This window comes from Paracoccus bogoriensis, from assembly GCF_019431455.1.
Classification (GTDB): Bacteria; Pseudomonadota; Alphaproteobacteria; order Rhodobacterales; family Rhodobacteraceae; genus Paracoccus; species Paracoccus bogoriensis.
In genome coordinates this window covers 91,646-109,657 of record NZ_JAHYSR010000008.1, presented here as the reverse complement: position 1 = coordinate 109,657, position 18,012 = coordinate 91,646, and the positions used below count along the sequence as shown (strand labels likewise).

Below are 18,012 nucleotides of genomic sequence, written 5' to 3'. Positions count from 1 at the left end.
GTGAAGCGCCGGACAGAGGTCGTCGGCATCTTTCCCAACGAGGCTGCCATCCGACGCCTCGTCGGCGCCATTCTGCTTGAGCAGAACGACGAGTGGGCCGTCCAGCGCGCCCGCTACATGACGCATGAAAGCGTCGCCAGCGTCAGCGACGGTCCAATCGTCAGTCTCGCCCATGTCGAAGGCTGACCCCGGCCCCGCCGGAGATCACGCTGGCCATCGGCCAGCTACACCACTCCAAGGGACACGATCGCCGCGTTTGATCGCAGAGCATTCCGCCTGGTCGCGGCGGGTTTCGGCCCCTGCGGCCAGAGTGTCGTGCCATAGTCACGCCGGGCACGGGTTGAGGCGACGCAGCCGGACCAGACGGCGCATCGTCCCGGCGAGGTTCCTCATCCCGATCCTGGCCTTGGCGCGGATCAGGCCGATGCGGCACACCAGCGTCCCGCCCGAGCCGTTGGACTGGACGCCGCAGAAATGCTCGATCAAGGGCGCATGGCGGGCTTGCCCGCCCGGACCTCCCGCCCGGACCTGGGGCACCTCCCCGTTCCTGATCGCCGTGTTGTTGTGACTCTTCGGCAGCGGCCCGATGGCGTCGATCTCGACCAGCGGGCTCGCTTGGCTTCAAGGCCCGCATGGCGGTCTGAAGGATCAAGGAAACCCCTTTGCGCCATCGGCACACCCCGGCGGTCTGCCGTGCTCTGCCTTCCATCCCGGCCACCCGGCCAGAGCGATTTTTCGTGGGGGCCTGAAGTTGCTTTCGGACCGGTCATATCTGCTGAAGGCGAAAGGAATAGACTTCGACAAGATGTCACCCAGGGAATTGCGCGATCTGCCGAACAGGCCGGATCGCGCGATTTCCCGTTGCGAGGATCGCCGCCGACGCGAGGCGATCCGGACCGTCGAAAGCACCGCCCGCGCGAACACCGCCCGCGCACGTGGCTTCGATCTGCCGGATCTGTTCAAAGCCACACCGCGCAAAGGCGGCAAGGTTGCGCCGAAATACGCCCGTCCCGAAAGCCCCTCGCTGACCTGGCCCGGCCGGGGCCGAAAGCTGCGTTGGGTTCAGGACAGCCTGAATGCGGGCAAGTCGCTGGAATACCTGCCGATCTGACGCCTAGCCCGCATCCATCAGCGCCATGATCCTGGCAAAGCGCGCCAGATAGGCGGCGCGTGTTTCGGCAGGGGGGCGCAGGACCAGTTCCAGCCCCTCGGTCGCGCGCTCGTCCCGCAGCGGGAACAGCCGCCGCGCCTCGGCCGGATCAAAGCCGGCAATCGCCACAGCCTCGATCCGGGCCGAGATGCGGTCGGCCTGCTTGATGCGCGCCTTGATCGGCTTGGGCAGCGTGGCGGGCAGCCCGAAACGCCGGTGGATCGCAGCGGCGATGCGTTCGTCCATCGCGCCATATTCCGCCCCAAGCGCCGCCTTGACCGGCGAGATCATGTCCCCGATCACATATTCCGGGGCGTCATGCAGCAAGGCGGCCAACCGCCATTGCGGCGGCAGAGCCGGTTCCAGCCGGGTGAAGATCTCCTCGACCAACAGCGAATGCTCTGCCACGGAATAGGGCCAGTCGCCGCGCGTCTGGCCGTTCCATCGCGCGACAAAGGCCAAACCGTGGGCGATGTCCTCGATTTCGATGTCGAATGGCGTCGGGTCCAGAAGATCAAGCCTGCGGCCAGACAGCATCCGCTGCCAGGCCCTGCGCGGTCGCGGGGCCATGCTGGATCAGGACGGTTTGGCTTCGGCCTGCGCCTGCTGGGCTTGGGCGCGGCGCGCCAGTTCCTGACGATACAGCGCCACGAAATCGACCGGGTCCATGTTGAAGGCCGGGAAGCCGCTGTCGCGCGTCAGGTCGGCGATGATCCGGCGCACGAAGGGAAATAGCATCCGCGGGCATTCGATCATCAGGAAGGGATGCATCTGCTCGTTGGGCACGCCTTCGATCTGGAACACCCCAGCATAGTCAAGCTCGGCCAGAAACAGCGTTGCGCCATCGGCGCGGTTCTTCGAGGTCACGCGGAACTTGTTGATGACCTCGTACTGGTTTTCGCCGCCGCGGCGGCGGGCATCCAGGCTGACCTGCACCGATATCTCGGGCTGGATCTCGCCGGCGGGCGCGCCCTTCTGCGCCACACCGTTCTCGAACGAGAGGTCACGGATATACTGGGCAAGAACCTGCATGCGAAGCTGCGGCTGGCCTGCATTCTGCGCCTGTGCGGCGGGTTGCGGCGCGGCGCCGTTCGGGGTGTTTTCGTCAGCCATCTTGCTTCCTCGTTTGCGACGTTTGCCCGCTTCTATCAGGCAGGCCCGGCCGCCTCAATGCTGCGTCCAGCCCGAGCCATCGGGGCGGCGAGGTCCGCGGCGGGGCAGCTCGTCCAGTTGGGGCGGCAGGTCCAGCGGAGCGGGTTGGGGCGGGCGCGGCTCATCATCGGCCACATAATACTCGCCGTCGATCACGCCCTCGCCATAGGGCGGGCGATGATCGTCGCGACGCATCGTCGCATGACTGGCCTGCACCCGCGTCACGCGGATGCGGCTTGCAAGCTGGCGCAGCACCAGATCGCGGATGCCCGGCACCAGAAGCGCCAGCCCGGCCGCATCGGTGAAAAAGCCTGGTGTCAGCAACAGCATCCCCGCGACAAGGATCATCACGCCATGCGCCAAGGGCCGCGTCGGATCCCGCAATTCCGAGAAACTGCGCTGAATCTCGGCCCAGGCATGGGCGCCCTGACTGCGCATCACCGCCGCTCCCACGATCGCGGTCAGCACGACGATGGCCAGCGTCGGCCACAACCCGATCAGGCCCCCGACCTGGATGAACAGGGCGATCTCGATGATCGGGACGGCCAGAAACAGCCAGAAAAGCCACATGCGCTGATCCCTCCTTGCGGTGCTGAAACTGGACTTGCACCGGCGCGTTTCCTACATAAGGGCCACGCCGTCCGATACCAACAGACCCGATCGCACAAAAGGTTGCCTCATGTCCAACCCCCTTCTTCAGCTGCTTGTTCTGGCGGGGATCGCCATTTTCCTGATCCTGCGCTTGCGGAACGTGCTGGGAACGCGCGACGGGTTCGAGCCCCCGCAGGTCGAGAATCCGGCCCCGACGCCGCGCCGCTTCGAGGTGATCGACGGCACCGCCGAGGAAGTGGATCACGACATCCTCGACCATGCCGAAGCGGGCAGTCCGACCGCCGAGGCGCTGGCCGCGATGAAGCAGGTCGAACCGTCCTTTGGCGTGCGCGAGTTCCTCAGCGGGTCCAAGGTGGCCTACGAAATGATCCTGATGGCCTTTGAACGCGGCGACCTGTCCGAGGTGCGGCCTTTCCTGGCCGAGCCCGTGGCCGAGGCCTTCCAGTCGGTGATCGACCAGCGCGCGGCGAACGGCCAGAGCGTCGAGGCCAGCTATCTGGGCACGCGCGAGACTGCGCTTGTCTCGGCCGAATTCGACCGCGTGACCGGCATGGCCGAGGTAACGGTGCGCTTCGTGGGCGAACTGATCGCCGCCACCCGCGACGCAGAGGGCAATGTGATCGAGGGCGACCCCAAGGCCCCGCGCAAGCAGAAGGATGTCTGGACCTTCGCCCGCGTCATGGGGCAGGATGACCCGAACTGGCAGCTTGTCGCGACCGGCTGATGCCCCGCCGCAGGGGCCTGTCGCCCGAAGAGGCCGAACTATGGGCGCGCATCGCGGCAACGGCATCGCCGCTTGACGGCAAGGCACGGGGGCCGCTGACCCAGCCCCCCAAGACCCCCGCCGCCTCCGAACCGATGCCGCCGAAATCCGCGCCGCGCCCCCAGCCGGGCGCGGTTCCTGCTTTCCGCATAGGGCAGCTTGTCCAGCACCCGCTGCGCCAGACCAGCACCGCGCGCAGCCCGGCGGCTTCCCTGGCGGCTCAGCCCCTGCGAATGGACCCCAAGACGCATAGGCGCATGACGCGCGGCAAGCTGCGTCCCGAGGCGCGGCTGGACCTGCACGGGCTGACCCTGGCCCAGGCCCATCCGCGACTCATCGAGTTCATCCTCTCTTGCCATGCCGCAGGGCTGCGGCTGGTTCTGGTGATCACCGGCAAGGGGCGCGGCGATCACGGCCCGCTGCCGACGCGGCCGGGCGCGCTGCGCCATCAGGTGCCGTTCTGGCTGCATACTGGCCCACTTTCGGCGGTGGTGCAGCAGGCCACCCCCGCGCATCACAATCACGGGGGCGAGGGCGCCTATTACGTCTATCTGCGCCGCCTGCGCGGGGCGCTATAGCACATAGCGCGACAGGTCGGTGGACCGCGCCAGATCGCCCAGGTGCTGCTCGACATAGGCGGCATCCACCCTGACCGACTCGCCACTGCGATCGGGCGCGACAAAGGACAATTCCTCGAAGACCCGCTCGATGACGGTGTAAAGCCGGCGCGCGCCGATATTCTCGACCGCGCCGTTTACCTCGGCGGCAATGCGGGCAAGGGCGGCGATCCCGTCCTCGGTGAAGGTGACGTGGACATCCTCGGTGGCCATCAGCGCGGAATATTGCCGTGTCAGGGCATTGTCGGTCTCGGTCAGGATGCGGATGAAATCGCCCTCGGTCAGGGCGCGCAGCTCGACCCGAATCGGCAGGCGGCCCTGCAATTCCGGCAGCAGATCCGAGGGCTTGGCGACATGGAACGCCCCCGAGGCGATGAACAGGATGTGGTCGGTCCGCACGGGGCCGTATTTCGTGCTGACGGTGGTGCCCTCGATCAAAGGCAGCAGGTCGCGCTGCACTCCCTCGCGACTGATGTCGCCGCCGCGCGCCTCGGTCCGGGCGCAAACCTTGTCGATCTCGTCGATGAAGACGATACCATTCTCCTGCACGGCCTCCAGCGCGGCGGTCCTGACCGTCTCATCGTCCAGCAGCTTGTCGGCTTCTTCGGCGATCAACAGGTCATAGCTTTCCCGCACGCTGACCTTGCGGCGCACCCGCCGCCCGCCAAAGGCCTTGAACAGCGCTGAAAGGTCCATGCCGCCCGCCAGGCCCGGCTGGCCCGGAATCTCCATGCCCAGAGGCGAGGAATTGTCCTGCAGTTCCAGCTCGATCACGGTGTCGTCCAGCTCGCCGCGCTTCAGCTTGTCGCGGAACATCTGGCGGGTGCCCTCGCGCGCCGCATCCCCGGCCAGAGCGGCGATCACACGATCTTCGGCCGCCTTGTATGCGCGCGCCTTGACGGCCTCGCGCATCCGCTCGCGGGTCTCGACCATGGCGGCATCGGCCAGATCGCGGATGATCTGCTCGACATCGCGCCCGACATAGCCGACCTCGGTGAATTTCGTGGCCTCGACCTTGATGAAGGGCGCATTGGCCAGCTTGGCCAGCCGACGGCTGATCTCGGTCTTGCCGACGCCGGTCGGCCCGATCATCAGGATGTTCTTGGGATAGACCTCGTCGCGCAGATCCGCCCCCAACCGCTTGCGCCGCCAGCGGTTGCGCAAAGCCACGGCGACGGCCCGCTTGGCTTCGCTCTGCCCGATGATGAAACGGTCCAGCTCGGACACGATCTCGCGAGGGGTCAGGTCAGTCATGTCACTCTCCACGGGGCCGCAGCACGACGCCGCAGGCCCCTTCTCCGTTGCCCAAATACCCATCAACCGATCGTTTCGACAGTCAACCGCCCGTTGGTATAGACGCAGATATCGGCGGCGATCTGCATGGCCTTGCGGGCAATGGCCTCGGCGTCCAGGTCGCTTTCCAGCAGCCCCCGCGCCGCGGCCAACGCGAAGTTTCCCCCCGATCCGATGGCGGCCACGTCATGTTCGGGCTCCAGCACATCGCCCGCGCCGGTCACCACCAGCAGGTCCACGCCGTCGGTGACGATCAGCATCGCTTCCAGGTTGCGCAGGTACTTGTCCATCCGCCAGTCCTTGGCCAGATCGACGCAGGCGCGCTGCAACTGGCCAGGCGCGGCCTCCAGCTTCTTCTCCAGCCGCTCCAGCAGGGTGAAGGCGTCGGCGGTCGAACCGGCGAAGCCCACCACCACGTCGCGCCCTCCGGGGCTGAGGCGGCGCACCTTGCGCGCGCTGCCCTTCATCACCGTCTGGCCCACGCTGACCTGACCGTCACCCGCCACCACGACCTTGCCGCCGCGCCGCACCGCCAGGATGGTGGTGCCGTGCCAGCCGGGAAATCCGTCCTCTGCCATGATCGCTCCGCATGATCGTTCAGGGCGTCAGATATGGACCCCGCGGGCTGCTTGCAACCCGTTGAAAAGCGGCCCCCGGCTCCCTAGCCTGCCGCGCATGAGCAGTGATCTGGTCCTCAACGTCTATCTGCATCCCCCGATCCTGCACACGGCCCGGGCCGGCAAGCTGGGCTTTCTGAACCGCATCCGCGCCGTGCTGGAGCCGCGCGGCTGGCAGATCAACATCCGTCCTTCCGGCATGGACGCCCGGGCCGAGGCGCCGCATCAGCCCGGCTATGCGCTGTTCAACATGGAGCGGCCTACCCATGATCGCGCCCTGACCTTCCGGCTGGCCTATCATTATCCCTATTGGCGGCTGGAGCGGCTGGCCGAACGCTGGCGCTGGCCCATCGCAAGGGCGCGCTTCGACCCCTCGCGGATCGAGGATGACGCGGCGGCCAATTTCGCCCGCCGTCTGCGGAACCGTGTCCTGCCCGGCCCCGATCCGGTGCGGGGCGATCACATCCTGATCCCGCTGCAAGGCCATATCCGCCGCCAGCGCAGCTTTCAGTCGGCCAGCCCTGTCCAGATGATCCGCGCCGCTGCGCGCAGCGGGCGCCCCTGCATCGCGACCCTTCACCCGAAAGAGACCTATGATCAGGCCGACCACGAGGCGCTGCACGCGCTTGCGCGGGAATTTCCGAACCTGACCATCGGAGGCGACACGCAGGCCCTCCTGCGTGACTGCGCCTTTGTCGTGACGCAGAATTCCTCGGTGGGGTTCGACGGGCTGATCCTGGACAAGCCGGTGGTGCTGTTCGGGCAATCCGATTACCACCATGTCTGCCTGAACGCGGCCCGGCTCGGCGCAGACGAGGCGATCGCCCGCGCACCGGACCACGCCCCGCCGACCGGGAAGTTCCTCGACTGGTTCCTGCGCCGGACGGCGCTGGACATGATGGCGCCGGATGCCGACCAGAGGCTGCTGGCGGCCATGAGAAAGGGCGGCTGGCCCGTTCAGGCCGCCGCCCCCGGCTGACCGAAGCCCGGCTGACCGAAGCCCGAGGCCCCGATCAGATCGATTCGTCGATCCAGCTTTTCAGCGCGGCCTTGGGGGCTGCGCCCATGCGGTTGCTGACGACCTCGCCGCCCTTGAACATGAACAGGGCCGGGATACCGCGCACGCCAAGCGCCGCCGCCTGTTCGGGGTTCTCGTCCACGTTGATCTTCACGATCTTCACCCGACCCGCATATTCGTCGGACAGTTCCTCCAGCGCGGGGCCGATCTGCTTGCAGGGGCCGCACCATTCGGCCCAGAAATCGACCACGACAGGCGTGTCGGCCTGACGGACCTCGGCATCGAATTCGGCGTCGTTCACATGCACGGTGGCCATGCGCTGCTCCTTCCTGGAAATGGGGTCGCCGGCGCGGGCCGACGCATCATCTCCAACAGCTATGGACCCGGGTGGCTCTGGTCAAGTCCGGCCATCACCGCGTCCAGCAGCGGGTCGGGCAGGATCATCAGGCTGCGCGTCGCCGTCCACAGGATTGCCGTCTCGACAGGGCGGTCCGTCCAGATGCCGCGCAGAGCCGCACGGTAGGCCGCCATCTGCCGCAGGATGCCCAGGGGAACGGCGCCGGGCGCGTCGGGCACTTCGGCATTGGTCTTGTAGTCCACGGCCAGGATACGCGCCTCCTCGACGATCAGCCGGTCAATCACGCCGTTCAGCACGCCGATTCCGGGCAGAGGAGCGGTGATTGCCACCTCTGCCAGGATCTCGGCCCCCGGCGCGGGACGCAGCACCTGCGCCAGATCGGGCGCGTCGATCACGGCTTGTGCCTCGGCCAGCAGGTCGTCCAGTTCCACCGCATCGGGCAGGCCGCCCTCGGCCCCGGCCAGCAGGGCGCGGGCCAGAGCGGGCCAGTCGGCGCGCGCGTGGTGGGGCAGATGTTCCAGCAGCAGATGCAGGCGGATACCCCTCTCGATCGCGGATTCCCGGTCGGCCTTTCCCGAGCCGATACTCTTGAGCCCTTCAAACTTGCTGGGCCGCACTGGCGAGACATGACCCGGAGGGGTGGCCGCTTTTCTCAGCGCCCAATCCGGCAGCGCGACCGGCACCGGCGCGCTGGGCGCCGCCGCCTCGGCCTGGTCGGGCCAGTCGCCGAAGGACAGGCGCAACCCGTCGGGCAAATCGGGCAGAGGCAGGGGCGCGCGGGCCAGATCGCAGCGCGCCGCCCCCGCCGCGATCATGGAATGCCAACTGTCCAGCGCGTCGCCCACCTCGCCGGCCGCCGCCACGATCAGCCAGCTTTCCGCGCGCGTCATGGCGACGTAAAGCAGCCGCCTGCGTTCTTCCTCTTGCCGCCGTTCCCAATCGGCCACGGCCACGGCCACCGCATCGCAGCGTTCCGCCGCATTGCCGCGCCAGACCGGCATCCCGTCCAGATCGACGATCCGCCCGCCCGCAGGCGCACGGCGCTTCTGTGTCTCGGGCAGAAAGACGATGGGGCTTTCCAGACCCTTGGAGCCGTGGACCGTCATCACCCGGATCAGCCCGCCCGCCCCCGAGGGAAGCTGCCGCTTGACCTCGACCTCGTCGCCCTCCAGCCAGACGAGGAAGCCGGTCAGCGAGGGCGTCTCGACCTGCTCATAGGCCAGCGCCTGCGACAGAAGCTCGTCGATCCCGTCCTCGGCCTCGGGGCCAAGGCGGGCCAGCAGCGCGGCGCGCCCGCCATGCCGGGTCAGCAGCCGCGCGATCAGGTCATGGGGGCGCAGAAAATCCGCCAGCGCGGCCAGATCGTTCAACACCTCGCGCGCGCGTTGATGCGCCGAATGCCGCAGCCGCTCCCATACTGTTTCTCGCGGCTTGCGGTTGACGGCCAGCCGATAGAGATCATCCTCGGACAGCCCGAACAGCGGCGAGCGCAGGGCGGCGGCCAGCGCCAGATCGTCCTCGGGCGTGGCCAGAACCGACAAGGTGACGGTGATGTCGCGCACGGCCAGCTCGGCGGCCAGCTTCAGCCGGTCGGCCCCCGCCACCGGCAGGTTCGCGGCCTTCAGCGCCCCGATCAGCGCGTCGAACAGCCGCCCGCGCCGCTGGACCAGGATCTGGATGTCGCCCGGCCCGATCGGGCGCGGCTGGCCGGTCTTGGCGTCCAGGATCGGGCTGCCCAGCATCGCGCCGATCTGGCGGGCGATGGCGCGGGCCAGCACCACCTCGGCGTCGTTTTCGGCCGGCGCATCGACGGGGCGGGTCCAGTCGCCCTCTTCGGGCTTTTCGGGGGCGGGGATCGGCGGCCACAGATCGACGCGCCCCGGCAGACCCGCGCGAAAGGCGATATGGTTCGGCTGATCGCCCAGACCCTGCGCGGCCTCGCCCTGAAACACCGCATCGACCAGCCGCAGAATCGCGGGCGAGGACCGGAAGCTGTGCGCCAGCCCGCGCTGTTGCATCGGGGCCTGCGCCTCGCGAAAAGCGGTGTCGAAGCGGTCGCGCATCTCCTCGAAGACGGCGATGTCGGCGCCCTGGAAGGAATAGATCGACTGCTTGGGATCGCCCACCACGAACAGCGTGCGCGGCCTGTCCTGCGCGCCCGCCCCGCTGGTGAATTCGTCGGTCAGGCGGCGGATCACGCGCCACTGGCCGGGGCTGGTATCCTGCGCCTCGTCCACCAGGATGTGGTCGATCCCGCCATCCAGCCGCCACAGCACCCATTGCGCCATGCTGGATTCCTCCAGCAGCGCGGCGGTGCGGCGGATCAGGTCGTCGAAATCCAGCCAGCCATGCGCGGCCTTTTCGGCCTCCATCCGCAGGGTGAAGGCATGGCCGAAGCGGTGCAGCGCCAGCGTGTGTTCGGCGGTGGCCAGCGCGTGCATCAAGGGCCGGGCCTGTTCGACCCGAATCATCAGATCGTCCAGATCGGGCATCAGGGCCGCGCAGGGGCCCGTGCGCAGATCCTTGGTCGGGATCGCGCCGATCTTGGCGGCATAGGGCGCCTTGGTGGTGGCACCGAACAAGAGGCAGCCCGTCAGGATCGCCAGATCGTCAAGGCCGGGATTGCGCCATCTGCCCCGCGCCAGCTTCTCGGCCAGCTTGGCATCGGTGGATTTGCCCCCCCGAAGCAGAGGCAGCAGCGCGTCCATCAGATCGCCCTCGGACCCGGTAAAGACCTGCGCCAGCAGCGCCTCGGCGGTCAGTCCGGGCGGCAGGTCCAGCGCGCGCCAGATTGCCGCCGCATCGGGCGGGCTTGCATAATCGGATGCCGACAGCCCGGCCAGAAAGCCGTCGATTCCCTCGCCCGAATGCAGCCGCGTCAGCTCCGCGATGGCCGGATCGCCAGCCTCGGCCATGTCTTCCAGAATGCGCGCGCGCAAGGCGCCGGCACTGCGGTCGTCCAGTTCCCTGAACCCCATCGGCACGCCGGCCTCCAGCGGAAAGCGCCGCAGAAGCGCCGCGCAGAAGCTGTGGATCGTCTGCACCTTCAACCCGCCGGGCGTCTCGATCGCGCGGGCGAAAAGACGCCGCGCCTCGGCCAGATCGGGGGCGCCCTCCTCGCCAAGCGCGGCCAGTTCGGCGCGCAAGGCGGGTTCGGGCAGCATCGCCCATTGACCCAGCCGCGACAACAGGCGGTTCTGCATCTCGGTCGCGGCGGCCTTGGTATAGGTCAGGCACAGGATGCGTTCGGGCGCTGTGCCTGCCAGCAAAAGCCGCGCCACCCGGTCGGTCAGCACCCGCGTCTTGCCCGACCCGGCATTCGCCGTCAGCCATGTGGATCGCAGCGGGTCTGCCGCCGCGATCTGGTTTCGTGTCGCGTCATCCATGATCGCCCACCTTCCGCGGTTCGGCGGCATCGGTCAGCGCCCATTCCCCATAGCGCGCCAGATGGTTGTAATCGCCCGCAAAGGACAGGGTCTCGGGCGCGCGCATGGCGGTAAAGCCCACCTCACCGGTCAGATAGGCGCGCAGCAGGGCGATCAGCCCCTCCCAGTTCCGGCGCTCGAGATCGGGGGAGTGCTCGCGCGGATGGGTCTCGCCGCGCTCGCCCAACTGGATATAACGGATTCCCGCGACATCGACCGGCCCCAGATCGGCAAAGCCGCCGCGCCGCGCCATCGCAGCCTGCAGGACAAGCTGCTTGTCGAAGGCCGCAATCTGCTTGTCCGAGGGCGGCTTGCCGGTCTTGTAATCGTAGATCATCACGCGGCCGTCATGCAGCAAGTCGATCCGGTCGGGCCGGGCGGTCAGCACGATGCCAAGGCCCTCGATGGCGACCCGGCCGCCATTCTCGATTACCACGGGGCGGCCTTCGGCGCGGCGTGCAACCTCGTCGGCGACAAGCTGGTCCGCAATTCCCGCGATCCGCGCCGACCAGAAGGCACGGGCAGCAGACCAGGGCACATGTTCGGCCAGAACCTTGTCGGACAGCGCCAGAAAGCGCGCCTTCAGCGCCACCGGATCGGTCACGTCCGCATTGCCGAGCAGCAAGGCTTCGACGATGGCATGGAGCGCCTGCCCGCGCAGCGAGGCGTCGGGCTGCGGCCGCAGCGGCGGCAGGGGGCGCAGGCCCAGAACGCGCTTGGCATAGACCGCGTAAGGGTCGCGGATCAGCGTGGCCACATCCGTCACCGGCAATTCGGCAAAGGGTTTGCCCGGCGGCACCGGTGCCGGGCGGCGGGCCGGGGGCGTGCGCGTCTCGGGGCGGGCCATCGCCTCGGCCATGTCCAGCCAACGCTGCCCCCGCGCGCGCATCGCGGCCAGCGCCCGGGGCCCGCCGCGGTCGGGCAGGCCGTTCATCAGGTTGACCAGCCGGTTCAGCCAGCGCGAGGGGATGGTTTCCGCCTCGGCATCGCGCCGCGCGCGGGTCAGGATGACACGCTCGGCGCCGATGCCTTGCTGGAAATCATGCGCGGCCAGCCCGATCTGGCGTTCGGGCACCGGCAGGCCCGCCGCCAGCCGCATCTGCCGCGACAGCCACGGATCGGGCGAGGGCGCCTGCGGCCAGCCCCCCTCGTTCAGGCCCGACAGGATCACCGTGCCATGTCCGAAGATCCGCGCCTCGCGCGGGCCTCGGATGCGCAGGCGATGGTCGGTGGTAATATCCTCGCGCTGCGATTCCGTCTGAAGCTGCTCGATCAGCAGGGCGCAGAAATCGCCGGGCGTCAGGGGCGGGCCAAGTGCGGCATGCTCGGCCAGATGATCCAGCACGGCGCGCGACAATTGCCCCGCCTTGTCCTGCCACAGCCGCGACCGGCCCGCATCGCCGTCCGGCCCCGCCGCCAGTGCTTCGGCCAGGGACATCAGATCGGCCAGCCGGTCGGGCAAGGGCCGGGGGCGGCGATCGCGGGCAAAGAGAGCGATCCGCTCGACCATCCCGGCCAGCCATTCGGCCCAGAGCTTGCGGCTGGTATCGCCCCGGGTGGCCCAATCACGCAGGAAGGCTGCATCGGGAAAGGCGGGGCCGCGGCGGCGCAGCCGCAATTCCAGATCGCGGGTATGGCGCAGCATGTCGTTGCGCGCCACCAGGTCCGACCCGGTCGCGGTCAGCGGATGTTTCAGCAGGATCAGCAGCCGGTCGATGGTCAGAGCCTCGCCGAACACAGCCGCTACCTGCCGCAGGAACAGCCCCGGCGGGGTCAGCGGCAGGGGCTGGCCCGCGCTGTCATCAGGGCGGATATGCCAGCGGTCCAGCGCGGCCTTGACGCGCCGGATCAATCCGGCATCGGCGGCGATCAGGGTGATCTCCTGCCCGGTCTCGGCGGCCTCGCGCATGATGAGGGCGATGGCCTCGGCCTCCTGTCCCGGCTGGTCGGCTTCGATCAGGGTCAGGCCGTCGGTTGCCATGATCAGGTCGGGCAGGGACGGGCCCTCGGTGATCCATTGATCCGTGACCGGCGCGGGGCGGAGGGCCAGCGACACAAGCTGCGCCCGCGCGGGGCTGGGTGGCGCCAGATCGGTCCAGGGGCGCGGCAGCCCGCCTGTGATCAGCGGCGCATAGCGGGCCTGCGGGTGATCCTCGGACCGTTCGTCCAGCCGGTCCCAGACCGCCTGCGGCTGGTCGAAATCGAAGCCGGGCAGCACAACGGCGCCTTCGGGCAGGGCCATCACGGCCTGCATGAACAGCCGCGTTGCCCCATTAGAGCCGGTCGAGCCCGCAACGATCACGGGTCCGTCCGGCAGGTTCAGCCCAAGCGGCCAGTCGCGCGCGGCGGCTTCGGCCGCCAGCCGCTGGCGGGCGGCTTGATCGCGGGCGGCACCGTCCAGATAGAACCCGGCCGCGATGCGCAGAAAGGCCAGCGCGTTCTGCCAGTGGCGCGCGTGATCGCCGGTGTCGATCCCCTCCAGGGCAGCCGGGTCGCGGCCCTCGCGCTGCATCTCGGTCATCAGGTCGGCCAGCGATTTCGCCAGAACCGGAACCGAGCTTGCCGCCAGATCGGGTCGCGTCGCCGCAAAGCCCGCCACCAGCCGCGCCAGCTGCAGCTGCCGGGCCAGGGGCGGCTCGGGCGGGTCGGGCAGGGCCAGCGGTCCGGGCGCCAGTCTGGTCACGACGCGCAGACGCGGCAGCAGCAGCGGGCCGCGATCGTCCAGTGCACGGCGGATGGCCGAAAGGGTCGCAGATTGACGGACGAAAATCGTCACCCGCGCCAGATCCTGCGGCGGCCGGCCGCGAAACCGCTCCAGCAGGCCGCGCACGAATTCGGCGGCGTAATCCACCCCGCAGGGCAGAGCATAGAGACCACGCATCGGCTCAACCATGTAGCAGCCCTTCAGCCAGCGGGATGGCTTGCGGATAGCCCACATCGCACCAGCCGCCGTGATGGATCATGCCAAAGGCGCGGCCCTCGGCGATCATCAGATCCCACAGGCGATTCAGCGAAAAGGCGCGGTCGGGGATGGCGGCCAGCCGCTCGGTCCGGATGATCTGCGCACCGCCATAGACCAGATCGCCCCGCCGCGTGATGCGCCCTGCGCCATCCAGCGCGAAATCGCCCGCGCCCCGGCGCCCGACGGCGCGGTCCAGCGGCACCAGCGCCAGCAGCGCCTCCATCCGGGCGCCGTCCCAGGCAGCAGCCAGCGCCGCCAGCGGGTTCGGCCCCGTCCAGACCACATCCGGGTTCAGTGTCATCACCGGCCCCGGTCCCAGCAGGGGCAGCGCCTTTCGCAGCCCGCCCCCGGTATCGAGAATCGCGCCCGCCTCGCTGCTGATGGCGATGTCGCGCCCGGCCAGATGGCGGCGGATCTGCGCGCCCAGATAATGCGTGTTGACCACGATGGGCGCGGCCCCGGCCTCGGCACCCAGATCCAGCGCGCGGTCCAGGAGCGTTCGGCCTGCGACCTCGATCAGGGGTTTGGGGCGCATGTCGGTCAGCGGGCGCATCCGTGTGCCCAAGCCCGCGGCAAAGATCATCAGGGGCAGGGTCATCGCGCGGAAAGCCTTTCGATCATCGCATCCGAGGGCGGCGGCACGCCCTTCAACGCCCGCGCCAGAGGCGCCAGCGCAGGGTGGCGCAGGTTCGTCTGCACATGGTCCCAGACCCGCGGCATCAGCCCCAGATAGCGCGGCTTGTTGTCGCGCAGCGCCAGCCGCGCGAAGATGCCCAGGATCCGCAGGTTGCGCGCTGCACCCAGCAGCGCATAGGCGGCGGCGAAGCCGTCCGGGTCGTGGCCGGCCGCGTCCAGATAGCGGCGGATCGTGGCTTGGGCGATGTCGGGGGCGACGTCGCGGCGGGCATCCTGCAGCGCCGAGACCAGATCATAGGCCGGATGCGCGGCCACCGCGTCCTGATAATCGATCAGCCCAAGCGGCGCCGCGCCGCGCCAGATCAGGTTTTCGGCATGGAGATCGCGCAAGGCGACGACGGGCGCGACATCTTCGGCCAGATCGCGGTGAAGGGCGGCGATGATCGGGGCAATATCGGGCGCCGTGGCCCCGGCGGCGGGCAGGTAGAACTGCGCGAACAGCCCGACCTGATCGGCCAGCGCCGCCGCGTTCAGGGGCGGGACGCCCTCGGGCACCGGCAGGCGGTGCAGCCCGGCCAGCAGATCGGCGATGCGCGCATAGGCGACGGGGGCCAGATCGGGCTGGCGTTCCAGCACCCGCGCCAGAAGGTCGTCGCCCAGATCCTCGACCAGGGCCAGCCCCTGCGCGGCATCTTCGGTCAGGATCGCGGGCGCGCCGAATCCGTGGCCGCGCAGCCAATGCGTCATGGCCAGAAACGCCTCCATGCTGCCGCCCGGATCGTCCATCAGCACGGCCCGGCCCTCGGCGCCCTCCAGCCGGAAATAGCGCCGCGCCGAGGCATCGCCCGCCAAAGGCATCACCCGCGCATCGGACCAGCCCGCCCGGTGCAGGAAGCCCGCGCAAAGTGCAATGCGCGGATCGTCGCCAGCAAGGTCGATCCGGCGCAGGGCCGGGTCTGGCAGATTGGCCAGCCGCAGCCAGATCGCGCCTTTCGGCACGCGGTCCAGCCGGTCGGGCCATTCGATCAGACAGATCGCCTCGTCCAGCGCCTCGTCCAGACCCAGCTCGGTCAATTCCGAGGCGTCTGTCAGACGATAGAGGTCGGCGTGCCAGATCTCGGTCCCCATCGGGTCGTCATAGGTCTGGACCAGCGTGAAGGTGGGGCTGGGCACGTCCTCGGCCGCATCGCCCTGACGGGCGCGGATGAAGGCGCGGGCGAAATGGGTCTTGCCCGCGCCGACCGGCCCCTCCAGCAGCAGGGTCTGGCCGGGGCGCGTCGTGGCGGCCAGCATCCGGGCCAGCCCGGCGGTCAGGGTCTCGTCGGCGATCAGCGTGTCCATGTCGCCGTTCTAGCCAAAGCGGCGGGCCGGGGGAACAGGCCGCGCGTCAGGGCGCGGCGGCCTCGCGCGCCAGTTCCGCCACCAGCCTGGCGGCGGGCAGGGCGCGCGCCCGCGCCGCGCCGGTCCCGGCCCAATGCGCGCCAAAGCCGGTCTCGCCGGCAGCGCGGGCGGCGGCGTTCAGCGCCTTGCCCAGATCATAGGCGCAGGGATAGGGCGCGGGCGCGTCCTGCGGCTGGTCCCCGGCCCAGAGGGTGAAGCGGTTTTCCAGACAGCGCGCCGGCCGCCCCGAGATCGCCCGCGTCATCACCGTCCGCCCGCCCGCCATCCGGGCGCGGTAATCGGCATCGGCGGCGCTTTCGGGGCAGGCGATGAAGGCGGTGCCCAGCTGCGCGGCCTCGGCGCCCCATGACAGGGCGCGAGCGATGTCGCGCCCGTCCATCAGCCCGCCCGCCGCCACGACCGGCAGCGGCAGCTCGGCCCGGATGCGGCGGGTCAGATCCTCGGTCGTCAGGCGGCTGTCGGGGGCGTCGGGGTCGAAGATGCCGCGATGCCCGCCCGCCTGCCAGCCCTGCGCGATGATCCCGTCCAGCCCGGCCGCGGCGATGGCGCGCGCCTCGGGAAGGTCGGTCGCGCAGGCCAGCAGCACCGCGCCCGTCTGGCGCAGGGCGGCCAGTTGGTCGGGGCGGGGCAGGCCGAAGTGAAAGCTGATGACGGCAGGGCGCAGATCCAGCAGCACGGCCAGCATCGCCGGATCGTCGAGAAAGCTGCGATAGATTTCGGCCAGCGCCTCGGGCGGGCGGGCGCCGAACTCCGCGAAAAGGGGCGCGCTGCGGGCGATCCAGGCGGCCTCAAGCGCGGGGTCGCGGCGGGCCGGGGCGTGGCAGAAGAGGTTCACGTTGAAGGGCCGCGCGGTCAGGGCCTGCGTGTCACGGATCATCCGGGCCGCGCCCTCGGCCCCGGCGGCGCCGAGACCCAGCCCGCCAAGCGCGCCCGCATTGCTGACGGCAGCCGCAAGGGCGGGTGTGGCGACACCGGCCATCGGGGCCTGGAACAGGGGATGGGTCAAAGACAGGCGTTCGGTCAGGCGCATCGCGGCCATGCTGCCCCAGGCCCGCGCCCGGGGCAAGCGGCCTCAGCCCTGAAAGCGGCGGCGCAGTTCGTAGCGCAGAGCACCGCAGACATCGCGGAACAGGCGGCGCGGGTCATGTTCGCACAGGGCAAGCCAGGGCATGTCGCCCGAAGTCACCTGAATCGCGCCGTCATCGCGCATTTCCAGATTGAGGGTAATCGTGGTGCGCCGCAGGATCCGAGGCGGCGAATTGCGCCCCGGTCCGACCAGCGGAACCGGATCGGCCTGGGCCAGGAGGTCGCTGCCACCTTGGGCGGTCAGGGCGTGAAAGCTCATCGGGCTGCTCCGAATATCTGCCGCGGGAAGATGGGATTGAAACAGCTCTGCTGCGCGTTTGTTCCCGCGCCGGATCGCGTTGTGATCGGCGTTGGAGCGCCGGTTCCTGGCGGTCGCGGAACCGAACAGTCAGGCGCGGCATTGGGTGAGGCACATGCGATCCTCAATCCGGCCTGAAAGCTCATCATGTCCGACGACATCCTGGCCCATGTTCGCGCGCTGAAAGCCTATGGCAGATCGCTTTGCGGCAACGCCGCCGATGCCGAGGATCTGGTTCAGGACACCCTGCTGCGCGCCATCGAGAAGGCCCACAGCTATCGGCCCGGCACCCATATGCGGGCTTGGCTGTTTACCATCATGCGCAACCGTTTCTATACCGATTGCCGCAAGCGGGCGCGCGAAAGGACGGGGGCCGAGGATTGTGTCTCGGGCGGGCCGGTCGTGGCGGCGGCGCAGGACTGGCACATGGCGTCGCAGGAAATGCAGCAGGCGCTGCGCGACATGCCCGTTCACTACCGCGAGGCGCTGGTTCTGGTCGCGGTGATCGGCGAAAGCTATCAGCACGCCTCCGAAGTGCTGGGCTGCGATATCGGCACGATCAAGAGCCGCGTGAACCGCGCCCGGGCCATCCTGCGCCGCAGCCTGCACGCAGAGGCGTAAGCA

The 18,012-nt window shown here is 69.2% G+C and carries 18 protein-coding genes and 1 pseudogene; 6 read left to right on the top strand and 13 right to left on the bottom strand.

Features of this window, described 5'->3' with window-relative positions:
- The coding region (locus tag KY389_RS05925; RefSeq protein WP_219829931.1) for a transposase at positions 1-186 on the top strand (186 nt) is incomplete at its 5' end.
- Positions 187-324: 138 nt separating this feature from the next.
- Here the strand turns inward: KY389_RS05925 and KY389_RS05920 are convergent.
- Positions 325-483, bottom strand: a pseudogene (locus KY389_RS05920) (IS5/IS1182 family transposase); the annotation flags it as partial.
- Between the two features lie 322 nt (positions 484-805).
- Between KY389_RS05920 and KY389_RS05915 the strand changes: the two are divergent.
- Complete coding sequence (locus KY389_RS05915; protein WP_219829929.1) at positions 806-1,111, top strand: H-NS histone family protein; 306 nt, start codon at positions 806-808, stop codon at positions 1,109-1,111.
- A 3-nt stretch (positions 1,112-1,114) separates the two neighbouring features.
- Here KY389_RS05915 and KY389_RS05910 read toward each other — a convergent pair whose 3' ends face one another.
- Genes KY389_RS05910 through KY389_RS05900 form a run of 3 tightly spaced genes read right to left on the bottom strand, consistent with a single transcriptional unit; the run spans position 1,115 to position 2,872 of the window.
- Complete coding sequence (locus tag KY389_RS05910) at positions 1,115-1,720, bottom strand: HD domain-containing protein (RefSeq protein WP_219829928.1); 606 nt, start codon at positions 1,718-1,720, stop codon at positions 1,115-1,117.
- A 6-nt stretch (positions 1,721-1,726) separates the two neighbouring features.
- The gene (gene secB, locus KY389_RS05905; RefSeq protein WP_219829927.1) at positions 1,727-2,263 is read right to left on the bottom strand and encodes a protein-export chaperone SecB; all 537 of its coding nucleotides are present in this window, start codon (positions 2,261-2,263) and stop codon (positions 1,727-1,729) included.
- A gap of 54 nt (positions 2,264-2,317) precedes the next feature.
- Positions 2,318-2,872, bottom strand: a complete 555-nt coding sequence (locus KY389_RS05900; protein ID WP_219829926.1) for an FxsA family protein — start codon at positions 2,870-2,872, stop codon at positions 2,318-2,320.
- A 109-nt stretch (positions 2,873-2,981) separates the two neighbouring features.
- Here KY389_RS05900 and KY389_RS05895 point away from each other — a divergent pair, with 109 nt between their 5' ends.
- Positions 2,982-3,638 (top strand): Tim44/TimA family putative adaptor protein, encoded by a 657-nt coding sequence (locus KY389_RS05895; RefSeq protein WP_219829925.1) that lies wholly within the window; start codon positions 2,982-2,984, stop codon positions 3,636-3,638.
- Positions 3,638-4,255: a Smr/MutS family protein gene (locus tag KY389_RS05890; protein ID WP_219829924.1), complete on the top strand. Its 618-nt coding sequence runs from the start codon at positions 3,638-3,640 to the stop codon at positions 4,253-4,255. Before KY389_RS05895 ends, KY389_RS05890 begins: the two co-directional genes overlap by 1 nt.
- Here the strand turns inward: KY389_RS05890 and hslU are convergent.
- Both hslU and hslV read right to left on the bottom strand, forming a co-directional pair.
- Positions 4,250-5,548: an ATP-dependent protease ATPase subunit HslU gene (gene hslU / locus KY389_RS05885; RefSeq protein ID WP_219829923.1), complete on the bottom strand. Its 1,299-nt coding sequence runs from the start codon at positions 5,546-5,548 to the stop codon at positions 4,250-4,252. The genes KY389_RS05890 and hslU overlap by 6 nt on opposite strands.
- A 62-nt stretch (positions 5,549-5,610) precedes the next feature.
- The gene (hslV, locus tag KY389_RS05880; RefSeq protein WP_219829922.1) at positions 5,611-6,165 is read right to left on the bottom strand and encodes an ATP-dependent protease subunit HslV; all 555 of its coding nucleotides are present in this window, start codon (positions 6,163-6,165) and stop codon (positions 5,611-5,613) included.
- A 97-nt stretch (positions 6,166-6,262) separates the two neighbouring features.
- Here hslV and KY389_RS05875 point away from each other — a divergent pair, with 97 nt between their 5' ends.
- Positions 6,263-7,183 carry a capsular polysaccharide export protein, LipB/KpsS family gene (locus tag KY389_RS05875; protein WP_219829921.1) on the top strand — a complete coding sequence of 307 codons (921 nt, stop codon included), beginning with the start codon at positions 6,263-6,265 and terminating at the stop codon, positions 7,181-7,183.
- Positions 7,184-7,217: 34 nt separating this feature from the next.
- Here KY389_RS05875 and trxA read toward each other — a convergent pair whose 3' ends face one another.
- Genes trxA through KY389_RS05840 form a run of 7 tightly spaced genes read right to left on the bottom strand, consistent with a single transcriptional unit; the run spans position 7,218 to position 17,349 of the window.
- Entirely contained in the window at positions 7,218-7,538 is a 321-nt protein-coding gene (gene trxA, locus KY389_RS05870; protein ID WP_219829920.1) for a thioredoxin, read from the bottom strand.
- A gap of 59 nt (positions 7,539-7,597) precedes the next feature.
- The gene (gene addA, locus KY389_RS05865) at positions 7,598-10,966 is read right to left on the bottom strand and encodes a double-strand break repair helicase AddA (protein WP_219829919.1); all 3,369 of its coding nucleotides are present in this window, start codon (positions 10,964-10,966) and stop codon (positions 7,598-7,600) included.
- On the bottom strand, positions 10,959-13,898 hold the full coding sequence (gene addB, locus KY389_RS05860; protein WP_219829918.1) for a double-strand break repair protein AddB: 2,940 nt from the start codon (positions 13,896-13,898) through the stop codon (positions 10,959-10,961). The genes addA and addB overlap by 8 nt, the downstream gene beginning before the upstream one ends.
- Positions 13,891-14,565: a nucleotidyltransferase family protein gene (locus tag KY389_RS05855; protein ID WP_219829917.1), complete on the bottom strand. Its 675-nt coding sequence runs from the start codon at positions 14,563-14,565 to the stop codon at positions 13,891-13,893. The genes addB and KY389_RS05855 overlap by 8 nt, the downstream gene beginning before the upstream one ends.
- Positions 14,562-15,944 (bottom strand): tRNA (adenosine(37)-N6)-threonylcarbamoyltransferase complex ATPase subunit type 1 TsaE, encoded by a 1,383-nt coding sequence (gene tsaE / locus KY389_RS05850; protein WP_219829916.1) that lies wholly within the window; start codon positions 15,942-15,944, stop codon positions 14,562-14,564. The genes KY389_RS05855 and tsaE overlap by 4 nt, the downstream gene beginning before the upstream one ends.
- Positions 15,945-15,990: 46 nt before the next feature.
- Positions 15,991-17,043, bottom strand: coding sequence for an NAD(P)H-dependent flavin oxidoreductase (locus KY389_RS05845; RefSeq protein ID WP_281426517.1), 1,053 nt, complete (start codon positions 17,041-17,043; stop codon positions 15,991-15,993).
- Positions 17,044-17,076: 33 nt separating this feature from the next.
- Entirely contained in the window at positions 17,077-17,349 is a 273-nt protein-coding gene (locus KY389_RS05840; RefSeq protein ID WP_219829915.1) for a hypothetical protein, read from the bottom strand.
- A 186-nt stretch (positions 17,350-17,535) separates the two neighbouring features.
- On the opposite strand from KY389_RS05840, the gene KY389_RS05835 reads away from it, so the two are divergent.
- Positions 17,536-18,009, top strand: a complete 474-nt coding sequence (locus tag KY389_RS05835; protein ID WP_219829914.1) for a sigma-70 family RNA polymerase sigma factor — start codon at positions 17,536-17,538, stop codon at positions 18,007-18,009.
- Positions 18,010-18,012: the final 3 nt, after the last annotated feature.